Consider the following 11,670-nt stretch of genomic DNA (forward strand, 5'->3'; position numbering starts at 1 on the left):
ACCGGAGCTTCGATGCGTACGTGACGGGTCGACCCCCGCTTCTCACCCCGCTATGACCTGCGGACTCATGCGCTCACTGGGACTTTGCAACAGCCCTGGGTCGGCCATCGGTTGGTGCACGGGTTGACCCGTCTCAACGATTCCTAATGCCGTATGTCAAGCCGCGAGGGCCACTGGCGGGGTCGGCTGGTAGCACCGCTGGTCGCGCAGGAGGGCCCAGATGACGTTGACGCGGCGTCGGGCCAAGGCGATGACGGCCTGGGTGTGGCGCTTGCCCTCGGAGCGTTTGCGGTCGTAGAAGCGCCGCGACTCCTCGCAGTTGCGGATGCTGATCAGCGCGGAGGTGTAGAAGACCCGTTGGAGCTTGCGGTTGTAGCGCTGGGGACGGTGGAGGTTGCCGCTGATCTTGCCGGAGTCGCGGGGCGCGGGCGCGACTCCGCCGAAGCCGGCGAGGCGGTCCGGGCTGGCAAAGATGGCCATGTCGCCGCCGGTGGCGGCCAGGAACTCGGCTCCGAGGACGGGCCCCAGGCCCGGCACGCTGGCGAGGATCTCGGCGTCGCGGTGCTCGCGGAACCGGGCCGCGATCAGCTTGTCCATCTCGGATATCTGCTGGTTGAGGGCTATGACCTGGGCGGCCAGGGTGTGGACCATCCGGGCCGCCGTCCTCTCGCCCGGGACGCTGGTGTGCTGGCTCGCGGCTGCCTCCAGTGCCGCCTCGGCGATCTGGCCGGCGCCGCGAACGCCGCGGTTCCGCAGCCAGGTTTCCAGCCGCTTGGTGCCCAGGCGGCGTAGGGCGGCCGGGGTCTGGTAGCCGGTCAGCAGCGTCAGCGGCCCGGCGTTGGTGAGGTCCAGGGCCCGGTCCAGCGCGGGGAAGATCCCGGTCAGGAGGGCGCGGAGGCGGTTGACGGTGCGGGTGCGGTCGGCGACCAGGTCTGTCCGGTGGGCGGTGAGGAGCTTGAGGTCGGTGGCGATCTCGTCGCCGGTCTGCAGGGGCTGCAGGTCGCGGCGGATACGGGTCTGGTCGGCGATCACCGCCGCGTCCTTGGCGTCGGTCTTGCCTTCGCCGCGGTAGCCCTCTGAAGCGCGGTTGACGGCCCGACCGGAGATGTAGAAGGCGCGCTGGCCGTGGCTGAGGAGGACCGCGATCACCAAGGCGGCCCCGCCGTCGGCGAGGTCGATGCCCCACGTCACCTCGGTGCTCAAGTCCAAGACATCGGCGAGGAGCTGGAGGAGCTCCGGCTCGTCGTTGGCGACCCGCCGAGACAGCAGCCGGCGGCCACTCTCGTCGATGACCACGCAGTGGTGGTGGGTCTTGCCTGCGTCGATACCGGCCCAGATGGCGGCCACTCGGTTCCTCCGTGCGTCGGGCTGTGCGGACGTACCACGGACGACCTCGCTGTCGATTCCCTACGGAGCGATCGAGTCGCAGTTCCTAATTGGCAGCCGAGTCGTCGTGGGGCGTCGGGCGGCCAATCGTTAGCAGCCACAAGCGGCAGAAGTTTGAAAGCCACACCCGACACCCCTGGGCGGGCCAACCATACGAAGGGCTGGCCCGGACCCGGCTACAACGTAGGGAAGTTTGACCGGGCTGACGCGACCGCGCTCCTGTCGCGCTCACACTCCGGTTATTCCGGCGCGTCGGGCATGCAGTTCGGAGCGGACGAGTTCGAGGAGGCGCCCTGACCAGTTGCGGCCCCGGCCTGCGTTGTCGCCCCAGAAAACCGAGTTCATGTCGTCGTAGACCACGGTGGCGTCGTCCGTTGCGAGCAGGACTTCGGCCAGTTCGGGGTGCTGGTCGTACTTGGCGCGCAGCAAGGCGGTCATGACGGCGGTTCGGGCGTGCTCCCAGCCCTCGCGGCGAGGGGCCTGGGCCGCGAGCGTGCGCGCCGCGGCGGCGGTCTGTGCCTTCGCGATCGCATGTCGGGTCTCGGGATCGTTGACCGACAGGGCCCAGTAGGCGTGGGCGACGGAGAGGTAGTCGGTGTCGGCGACCGTGATCGGGGCAGGGTAGTCGTGGCGCAGGCCGATCTTGCCGGGGTGGTCCGCCGGCTCTCTGGGGAATGTCTGCGCGAGGTGGACCGCGGGGGCGTGCAAGGTTGCCGGTCCGTCCGCGGGAACGCTGGTGGCCTTCTCGGCCCTCCACCGGGCTCGCTTCTCGAAGTACCCGAGGGCGCTGTCGTAGTCATCCTGTGTGACCGTGCCGTCGAACGGCAGGTAGGTCTGGCCGCCGGGCCCTGCCACCAGGACGCGTAGCGGCCAGTCCTTGCTGTCCATGTCGCCCAGCGCGTAGCGGCGCCGCGTCTCCGGGATCGCGAGGAACGCGGCACGGGCCGCGGACCTGTTCTCCTCGGTCCTGTCGGCAAGGAAGGTGTCGACGGCGGCCAGGCAGCGGCCGGTCGAATCGGGTCGGCCGTTCAGCCGGTCGATGGTGTCGCGGACTTCGGCGACCAGCAGCTCGGGCGTGATCCAGCTCTCCGGCTCGCTGAACTTCCAGCTCGCCAACCCGTGCGCGGAGGCTTTGCCGCCTTCGGGGAAGCTGGTGGCCACCCAGCCGGTGTGCAGCTTCTCCTCGAACTCCTCGACGGTGACCAGGTCCCAGCAGTTGACGAGCCCGTCGGCGTAGATGAACAGGTCGGTGAGGAAGTAGCGGCCGCCGTTGCGGATGAAGGCGTGGCGCCAGGTTCCGGGTATGCGGACGCCGTCCGCTGTGCGATGGGTGATCCGGTTGCCGATCATCCTGGGATTGTGCCGCAGCACCCGCCGCGCGGACCGTGATTTTCCTCCAGGCCGGGCGGGGGCTGGACGGCGCGCACTGCCAGCCGTCCGACGACCTGCAGCAGGACCAGCGCCCCGCCGAGGCCGTCCATCGGCAGGTCGGCAATCCCCGGGCCGGTGAGGCCCTGGACGGCGGCCGGGCACGACCACCGCCCGCCTCTGGCCGCTAGCGAGCGGGCCGGGCCACGGGCGTCGGACCGACGGGGCGTCAGAAGGTGAACGGGAGGGCGCGGACGCGGTGGTCGAAGGAGGACGGCACCGTCTCGGGGGCAGCGGTGGAGCGGATCTCGGGGAGGCGGGTGAACAGTTCGCGGAACAGGGTGCGCATCTCCTGGCGGGCGAGGTGGGCGCCGAGACAGAAGTGCGGGCCGCCACCGCCGAAGCCCAGGTGCGGGTTGGGCGAGCGGGTGATGTCGAAGGCGTCGGGGGCCGTGAAGACCGCCTCGTCGCGGTTGGCGGAGCCGTAGAACAGCACCACCTTGTCACCGGCGGCGAGGCTGGTGCCGGACAGCCGGTGGTCGACGGCGACGGTGCGGCGGAACTGGACGATCGGGGTGGAGTACCGGATGATCTCCTCGACCGCGCCGCCCAGGTGGGCGTCCGGGTCGCCGAGCAGCAGGGCGCGCTGCTCGGGGTGGACGGTGAGCAGGTGCAGGCCGTGGGCGAGCGCGTTGCGGGTGGTCTCGACACCGGCGACCAGCAGCAGCGAGAAGAACGCGCCGAGCTCGCGCGAGCCGAGCCGGCGGCCGTCGACGTCGGCGGTGACCAGGGCGGAGATCAGGTCGTCGGTCGGCCGGCGGCGGCGTTCGCGGCCGATCGCGGCGACCGTCAACTGCAGTGCGGCGAGCGCCCGCAGGCCCCGGCCGGGCACCCGGAACACGCTGCGGGCGACGCCCGTCGAGGCGGCGGCGCGGTCCAGCCGGGCCAGGATCCGGCGGCGCTGCTCGGGCGGGATGCCCATCATCGAGCAGATCACCTGGTACGGGAGCTGGGCGGCGACGGCGGTGACGAAGTCGGTCGGCCGTTCCCGCTCCAGCCGGTCGACCAGCCCGGCCGCGATCTCCCGGATGTCCTGCTCGACCTTGCCCAGGAGCCGGGGCGTGAACGCCCGCCCGACCACCCGCCGCAGGTCGGCGTGGCGGGGGTCGTCCAGGTTGACCATCGAGTCGCCGAACACCGCCCGCACCCAGCGCGCCGGCTCGGGCGTGGTCACGCCGGGCCCGGACAAGTACACCTCGGGCGCGCGGCTGGCCGTCGTCACGTCGGCGTGCCGCACCAGCGCCCAGCAGCGCCGCCCGGTGGCCCGGTCGGTGAAGGCGACCGGGCCGGGCCGTTCGCGCAGGCGGGCGAAGGCCGCGGCGCGCGACTCCTCCGGGAGTCGCCAGAACGCGGGGTCGCCGAGATCGGTGCCGCTCGGGGCGGCGTCCACGGGAACGGTCATGGGGACGTTATCGCGCAGATCGTGACGATACGTCAAGTTTCGGTGACTTTCGGTTATGGGTGCGACTCTCGATGAGGAGTTCGACTCAGCCGAGCCGCGGGTCGGCGGCGTACGGGTTCGGGTGCTGCGGCGGGGCGGACTTGCGCTGGCAGGCACTGGCTGCCGGCGCCGCGGCCGAATGAGCAGCAGCGCATCCGGTCGGACGGCCGCCGCACCGGACAAGGCCGCGGCAGTTCACCGGCGGGACACGGACGAGCGGGCGCGGGACGCCTACCGCGACGAGTACGAGGGCGCCGCCACGGACTGGTAGCGGCGGGCAACGAAGCGGCGGGGCCGTCACCGGCTGGTGGCGGGCCCGCCGCTGGCCTGGCGTGCCGAATCGGACGCCGCCCGGGGCAGCGCAAAGGCGCGCGAGGGCGCTGGTGGGTGGTCGTCGGCGGTGGCGGTTCGTCGATCAGGGCGGTGTCAGCCGAGGAATCGACAGGCACCCGATCGTGTGCGTCCTGTCCATGACGGCAAGCGGAGAAACCGTCCCGCACTGGCCGGGGCGGCCGCTTGCGTCAACACAGGGCCAGCCGCCGCGCACACCGCAGCCGTACTCCCGGCCGGGCCCGGCAGGGCGGGCGTAGCGTGGGCGGCTTCCACCGGCCGTGCGAGCGCTGCGCGGCCGGTCGGCGTGCGCGAAATCGGTCATGGAACGGGGTGGCGTGGTGGGCGGTTGGGCGGTGCGGGCGGTGCGGGTGCGGTTCCCGCAGAGCCCGGCCTCGGACCTGGATGTGGGTGCGGAGCTGCGTTACGCCTGCGAGGACCCGTTCGCGGTGTGCCTGGCCTTCCCCGCCGTCGGCGCTCCGGTGGAGTGGTACTTCTGCCGGAACCTGCTGGATGCAGGCCGCCACCGGACCACCGGCCTCGGCGACGTGACGGTCTTTCCCGGCGAGGACGGCACCGTGGTCGTCGCCCTGCGCGGTGCCCGCGGCTGCACCCCCGTCGCCGTCCCCGCCGACGCAGTCGAGGCGTTCCTCGCCGACGCCTACGCCCTGGTCCCACCCGGCACCGAACACCTCCACCTCGATGTGGACACCGCCCTCACCCGCCTCCTGGCCCCGCCCCCGTGCGAGGGCGCGTGAGCGGGGCGTAGTGGAGAGCGACCGGGCCCGTCGTCCCGGACCGTCCGCTCCTTCTGCGCCCACCGCTCGTCGGTGAACTTCGCGGCGCAGCGGGTGCAGGCCGGGCGGCGGGTTTCGTGCTCGGCGGCCTGGCGCTGTTGGTGGGCGTGGTCGGCGGCGGCCCGCTGGGTGGCGAGGAGTCGGTCGCCGTCGGGGTTGTCGAGGGCGTGGTGAAGGGTGTGCCAGCCGGGGCGGCCGAAGTGGCGCCAGATCGGTGCGTGGGCGCCGCGGGCGCGCAGCAGCGGCAGGGTGGTGGCGACGACCGGCAGGGCGCGGTGGTGGTCGCGGGCGGTGGTGTCGGCTTCCCAGCACGGCAGCGGGTGACCAGAGGGCCTCGGTGGCGGCTTCGAGGGCCGCCCTCGCGCATGTGGCGGTGAGGGGGCCGTCCTGCTGGCGCCAGCGGGTTCGGGTCCGGCGCGACCTCATGCTTCGGTCGGGCCGGTGTTCTGTCCGTTCAGGGCGGCGAGCCGGTCCCGGATGGCCTTCAGGCCTTCGAAGGCGTCCTTTCCGGGGCCGCCGGAGTCTTCCAGTGCCCTGATCCAGGCCGCGTGCGCACCTTCTCGGTCGCCCATGGCCAGACGGGTGTCGCCGATGTGCATGAGCGCCCTGATCACGTGTTTGCGGTCGTGGTTCTCTTCGAACACCTCCAGTGCCCGGTGGTGGGAGGCCAGCGCCTCCTGGTGCCGGCCCAGGGCGCGGTAGGCGCTGCCCAGGTTGTCCCAGCACATCGCCTCCCGCCACGGTGCGTCCAGGCTCTGGAACACGGTGATGGCCTCCTTGCCGTAGGCGATGCCCCGCTCTGGTCGGCCCAGGAGCGTGTGGTACGTGGCCGCCGCGTTCAGGGGGTCGGATATCCACAGGGGGTCCCCCGTCGCCCGGGCCAACTCCAGCGACCGCTCCGCCCGCGCCAGGGCTTCTTCGTTGCGGCCCAGTAGACCCAGCACGTACGAGGCCGCGTACTGGGTGCGGACCTGCTCGATGAGGGCCTCCGGGTCGTCGGAGGAGTCGAAGAGAGCGGCTGAGAGGTCCAGCCGGCTCATGGCCTCGGCCTGTCGGCCCAGCTGGCCGTGCATGACGCCCATCATGCGCAGACACCGTCCCTGCTCGAAGCGGTCGCCCAGGCGGCGGGCGGAGTCCAGTGCGTGGGACAGCACGGTGATGCCCTCCAGCCAGCGTTCGTGGCGGTTCAGATGCTCCTTCAGCACGCGGCCCAGGTCGGTGACGTTGCGGTCGAGACCCTGGGCGACGGCGGTCTGGAACAACCGGATCAGCACCGGCTGTTCGGCGGTGAACCAGCGCGCCACCTGCTCGTAGTCCCCGAAGTGTTCGGGGACGGTGCCGGGGCTGAGCGGGCCGGGCGCCACGGGCTTCGGCTCGTGGTTCAGCAGCCGGTTTCCGGCATGGCCGGTGAAGGCGTAGTGGTCCAGGACGCGGATGGTGGCGTCGCGGCGTTCGGCGGGGGTCTCCTGGTCGTCGGCGAGTTCGGCGGCGTAGTCGCGGAGCAGGTCGTGCAGGGCGTAGCGGCCGGGCAGCGACTGCTCGACGAGGCGGGCCTGGGTGAGCTCGGTGAGCAGGCGGCGGGCTCGGGGAAGGGGGAGCATCGCGAGGCTGGCGACGGCGGGAGCGGTGATGTCGGGCCCGGGATGCAGGGCGAGCAGGCGGAAGAGTCGGGCGGCGGGCTGGTCGAGGGCCCGGTAGGACCAGGAGAAGACGGTGCGCGGATCGGTGTGGGCGTCGAACGCGGTGAGGGCGTCGAGGCGGCTGCCGGTCGGACGCAGGTCGTCGGCGATGGCGCCCAGGGGGAAGGTGGGGTTGAGGGCGGCACGGGCCGCGATGACGGCCAGTGCCAGGGGCAGGCGCCCGCACAGCCGGATGATCCCGGTGGTGGCATCAGGCTCGGCGTCCAGGCGTTCGTCCCCGAGGCGGCGGGCCAGCATCTCGTAGGCCTCCGTCTCGGAGGGCAGCGCGAGGGTCAGGGGACGCGCGCCGCTGCCGACGACGAGTCCGGCGAGCTGGCTGCGGCTGGTGACCAGGGTCAGGCAGCCGGATCCGTTCGGCAGCAGGGGCCGGACCTGCTCCTCGTCACGGGCGTTGTCCAGGACGACGAGGACGCGTCGCCCGGTCAGCGTGCTGCGGAACAGGGCGGTGCGGGCGGCGGTGTTCTCCGGGACCCGCTCGGCGGGAACGCCCAGTGCGGTGAGGAAGCCGTGCAGGACGTGGGCGGGGTCCAGCGCGGGCGTATCGGGGTGGAAGCCGCACAGGTTGACGAACAGTTGACCGTCGGGGAACAGGTGGGCGACCTGATGGGCGTGGTGGACCGCGAAGGTGGTCTTGCCCACTCCGGGTGCCCCTCCGATGACCACGACGCGGGCGGTGCCCGGGCCGGGACGGTCCAGCACGTCGCGCGTGGCGGAGATCCAGGCCGATTCGGCCACCCGGCCGGCGAAGACCGCCAAGTCGTGGGGCAACTGCGCCGGACGTGCCGGTGATGGGAGACGGCCCTCCGGCATCGGTGCCTCGGCGGCTGCGGGTCCGTCGGTGTTCACCGCCACCGGTCGGTGGGAGCGCTCCCGCAGATCGGTGCGGGGCGACGGGGGCGTTGTACGGGCGCCGGGTGACGGGGGCGTTGTACGGGCGCCCGGTGACGGGGGCGGGGTGAGGGCCGGCAGGTCGTGGTGGAGAATGCCGTGGTGGAGGGCGCGCAGTTCGGGCCCGGGGTCGAGGCCGAGTTCGTCGGCGAGGTGCCGTCGCAGGTCTTCGTACCGCAGCAGCGCTTCGGGGTGGCGGCCCGCCAGGTACAAGGCGCGCAGGAGCAGGGCCCAGCCGGTCTCGCGCAGGGGATGCCGGGCGGTCAGTTGCTCGGCTGCGGAAACCGCTTGCGGAACCTGGCCGTCCAGCAGCAGCGCGGTGGCGTGCAGTTCGGCGGCACTCTGCCGCAGACCCTCCAGTCGGGCGATCTCCGGCGCGGCGAACGCGTGGTCGGTGGCGTCAGCCAGGGCGGCACCGCGCCACATGCCCAGTGCCCGCTCGACCGTCCCCAGTGCATCCGCGGCTCGGCCGGCCGCCAGGTCCAGCCGGGCGTGCACGACCGCCTCCGCGAAGCGAACCGTGTCCCGGCCCTCGGGCGGCACCCGCAGGACGTACCCGGCTGGCTGGGTCACCAGGACCTCGAAGCGTCCGGGTCCGCGTCGTCGCGGCTCCAGCACCGCACGCAGCTTGCTGACATGCGCGTACAGTGACGGCATCACGGCGGCCGGGGGTCGCCCCTGCCACAGGTCTTCGCACAGCGTCTCCGGCGTGACCGCGTGGCTGTCGGCGAGCAGCAACCGGATCAGCAGCAGCCGCTGCTTGCGTCGGCCGGGGTCCACCGGTGCACCGTCGCGACGCACGACCAACGGCCCCAGGACCGCGACCTGCACGCCTTGCCCTCCCGTCGGATCCGGATCAACCGGCTGCCCGTACCGGGTGTCGCCCGACCCCACCATGTGCGCCCGCATCCCTTTCCCCGCTCGCCGGTGCGTCCGCTCCCGGCCCGTGCACGAACACGCGCACGGTAAACCGAACGGCTCGTACGAGCGGGTACGTCTCTGCATGCGGACCGCCTGACGTTCGGCCGAAGCGACGAACCGGTGGCGACGCCCGGGCGGCGTCCGGCGCGGAAGCTCACGGCCCTGCCCCCGTGCGAGGGCGCGTGAGCGGAGCGCAGCGAAGGGTGTTGGAGCGTTCACGGCGGAATAGACCGGCACCGCCTTGCGAAGACTCGGGCGCGCAGCGAGTCGGCGAACCTGGCCTTCGGGACGTCCTTGGCGGGCAACTCGCACCAGGCGGTAGCCGGTGAACTTCTCAGCGAGTTCGCCGGCGCTCTCGTTGTCGCGGTCGACCTCCACCCAGCGCAGCGGCACGTCGGCGACGGGATCGCGCAGCACCAGGTCGGTGAACAGCGAGCAGCGCCCGGGGACGCCGTGCTCGACCTCGATGGTGAACGCCTCCAGGTGCCCGATCCCCCCTTCGCGAAGAGGCCGGCGGTGGCGATGTCCAAGGCGTGCTCGGAGTAGGCGGTGGGGCGGCTGTCCTTGGCCGGGCGCGGCACGGAGATCCGGGTGCCGGCCGGGAGGAAACCGGCGGCTTCGCGGTGGCCGGCGCGGGTCAGGCACCACAGCCTGCGTCCGTCGGGCAGGCGCAGCTCTTCGCGGATGCGCCCGGCGGCTTCGAGGTCGACGAGGGCCTGGCGGGTGGCCTTGTCGGCCTTCTGGTGGGGCAGGACCAGGTGCCACAGCTCTCGGGCGGTGGCCCGCTGGAGGAGGGCGAGGGCGATCAGGACGCCGCGCTGCACCGGCGCGGTCGACTTGGCCCGCCACCTGTCTCCGCTGTCTTCGACAGCAGGGACAGAAGGGTTGTGGCCCGCCCACGACCCCCTTGGCCGGGCCCTCTGAACTGCGGGAACGCCTCTTCCGGCGGCCGGGGGCGCGGAGGTGGCGGTGGAGCGGTCGGCTGGGACGTTGTCCCGGCCGGACGGCACCGGCGGCGGCTGGGTCAGGTTGAGCACGGATGGCCACCGCCGGCGCCCTCGACCCGATCCTGTCCGGCGGCGAACCGGATGACGACGGCCTGAGCCGCCCGGAGCGGGAGGCGGTCGCCGAGGCCGCCGCGACGGGCGTACGCGCCGCGGCCTGGATCCGCACCCTGGCCGGACGCCGGCGCGACGAGATCGACCGGGGCGCGCTGGAGCGCTACGCGCGGACCGTCGAGCGGATCCTGTCCCGGGAGATCGTGCCGAACCGCGGCGGGCCGCTGGAGGGCGAGCTGCTCTACGCGCTCGGCCCGGCCCACTTCACGCTGCAGCGCCCCGACGCCGGGGCGATGGACCCGCGGCCGGCCGAGCGGGTCGCGCCGGCCGCGATCGGCGCCGCCACCGCCTCCGTGCCCGGCACCGTGCTGGGCGGCCTGGCCGCCGACCTTCCCGGGGTGCGAACTCGTCGACCAGGCCCTGGCCGTCGGCCGAGCGCCGGGTCCTCCGGCCGGATCGTGACTGCGGTGCGGCCGGTTTCGGATCTTGCGGCGGTCCGTGTCCGGCGGGACGATCACCGTATGTCCCGCTATGACGGCCGCCGTCCAGGGCCGGCCGACGGCACCGGTGGTGAGGTCCTGCGGATCACCTGCTCCGACGCCCTCGCCAACGGCAGCCATTGCCGTGCCCGGGTCGTACGGCTGGACGGAGAGCTGGACCGCGACCAGCTCCCACGCCTGGACCGGGTGCTGGACGCGACCCTGGCCGACCGGCCCGGCCTGCTGGTGCTCGACCTGGAGCTGCTGGCGTTCTGCGACTCCAGCGGCCTGAACGCCTTCATCCGCACCCGCCGCGCCCTCGAGGAAGCGGGCGCCGACCTGGTCCTGACCGCCTTGACGCCGCCGGTGGCCAGGCTGCTGGAGATCACCGGCACCACCACGGTCTTCGACATCCGTCCCAGCGTCCACGCCGCTCTCACCACCCCGCCCCGGCCCTGCGCGGGCCGGGACGCCAACCCCGGGGACCATGGCCCGACGAAGCGGCGGGACGCCCGATAGGCTGCCGCCCATGATCATGTCCGCGGCCGTCGAGCAGGCCGTCCTCGAGGCGCAGCGCCAGCTGGTGCAGGGCGAGTGGGATCCGGCGCCGGCGGATCTGGTGCTCGTGCGGGAGACGGCGGTGGCCCTCGCCGCAGCCGTCGGGCCCGTGGACGTGCAGGCGAAGCTGGCGCGGATCGACCGGCTCGCGGGCCTGCGCGAAGCCCTGGCCGCCATAGCGCTGACGGTGGCCCGCACCCACGGCCGCCTCGCCTGGTTCCTGGCCCAGTGCAGCAGCGAACTCGCTCCCGTCCTGCACTGGCGCGCCCTGGAGGCACCCGAGGGCGGGAGCTTCGGCGCCACCCTCCCCGACGAGGACGAACTCGCCGACGCCGAGGAAGCCATCCGGTCCCTGACCGCCATGCTCACCCGCACCGCCCCCGACACCTGACCCCACTGCCGCATCCGGCGTCGGCCGAGCCGATCGGCATGCCGGGCCACTGTGCGGGGCAGCGGCCGGTCTCGGGGTTGGTGCCGGGTTCGAAGACCACCGCGCCGGGGGCGTGGTGGTCGCGTCGATGCGATACGGCCTTAATTAATCCGCCGAAATCAAGCGGCAGTGAATTTTACACCATGCGACCACATTCAGCCCGGATCCACCGAGCTGATTTCTGGGTGATGGTTTCGGCGGTCTTGTCGGGGTGACCGGCTGGAGGGTGTGGGGTGTCCGCTGGTCTGCCCAGC

Annotated in this window: 9 protein-coding genes; 5 read left to right on the top strand and 4 right to left on the bottom strand. The window is 72.8% G+C overall.

Going from position 1 to position 11,670, the window contains the following annotated elements:
• Window positions 1-156: 156 nt before the first annotated feature.
• Window positions 157-1,347 (bottom strand): IS110 family RNA-guided transposase, encoded by a 1,191-nt coding sequence (locus OO48_RS32800; RefSeq protein ID WP_033223027.1) that lies wholly within the window; start codon window positions 1,345-1,347, stop codon window positions 157-159.
• Between the two features lie 267 nt (window positions 1,348-1,614).
• On the bottom strand, window positions 1,615-2,736 hold the full coding sequence (locus OO48_RS32805) for an NADAR family protein (protein ID WP_033223036.1): 1,122 nt from the start codon (window positions 2,734-2,736) through the stop codon (window positions 1,615-1,617).
• 35 nt (window positions 2,737-2,771) lie between these two features.
• Here OO48_RS32805 and OO48_RS38715 point away from each other — a divergent pair, with 35 nt between their 5' ends.
• A complete protein-coding gene (locus OO48_RS38715) occupies window positions 2,772-2,945 on the top strand; it encodes a hypothetical protein (protein ID WP_157845599.1) in 174 nt (57 codons plus the stop codon).
• 38 nt (window positions 2,946-2,983) lie between these two features.
• Here OO48_RS38715 and OO48_RS32810 read toward each other — a convergent pair whose 3' ends face one another.
• Window positions 2,984-4,216 (bottom strand): cytochrome P450, encoded by a 1,233-nt coding sequence (locus tag OO48_RS32810; protein WP_033223029.1) that lies wholly within the window; start codon window positions 4,214-4,216, stop codon window positions 2,984-2,986.
• 178 nt (window positions 4,217-4,394) lie between these two features.
• Here OO48_RS32810 and OO48_RS40895 point away from each other — a divergent pair, with 178 nt between their 5' ends.
• Complete coding sequence (locus tag OO48_RS40895; RefSeq protein ID WP_280842450.1) at window positions 4,395-4,526, top strand: hypothetical protein; 132 nt, start codon at window positions 4,395-4,397, stop codon at window positions 4,524-4,526.
• Between the two features lie 382 nt (window positions 4,527-4,908).
• Window positions 4,909-5,343: an SsgA family sporulation/cell division regulator gene (locus OO48_RS32820; RefSeq protein WP_063830797.1), complete on the top strand. Its 435-nt coding sequence runs from the start codon at window positions 4,909-4,911 to the stop codon at window positions 5,341-5,343.
• A 461-nt stretch (window positions 5,344-5,804) separates the two neighbouring features.
• On the opposite strand, the gene OO48_RS34715 is transcribed toward OO48_RS32820, so the two are convergent.
• Window positions 5,805-8,750 carry an AfsR/SARP family transcriptional regulator gene (locus tag OO48_RS34715; protein ID WP_167346496.1) on the bottom strand — a complete coding sequence of 982 codons (2,946 nt, stop codon included), beginning with the start codon at window positions 8,748-8,750 and terminating at the stop codon, window positions 5,805-5,807.
• A gap of 1,180 nt (window positions 8,751-9,930) precedes the next feature.
• Between OO48_RS34715 and OO48_RS37890 the strand changes: the two genes are divergently transcribed.
• Entirely contained in the window at window positions 9,931-10,947 is a 1,017-nt protein-coding gene (locus tag OO48_RS37890) for an STAS domain-containing protein (protein WP_051733342.1), read from the top strand.
• Between the two features lie 10 nt (window positions 10,948-10,957).
• Window positions 10,958-11,377 carry a hypothetical protein gene (locus OO48_RS32840; RefSeq protein ID WP_033223034.1) on the top strand — a complete coding sequence of 140 codons (420 nt, stop codon included), beginning with the start codon at window positions 10,958-10,960 and terminating at the stop codon, window positions 11,375-11,377.
• Window positions 11,378-11,670: the final 293 nt, after the last annotated feature.

The organism is Kitasatospora phosalacinea (assembly GCF_000716545.1).
In the GTDB taxonomy this organism is placed as follows: domain Bacteria; phylum Actinomycetota; class Actinomycetes; order Streptomycetales; family Streptomycetaceae; genus Kitasatospora; species Kitasatospora phosalacinea.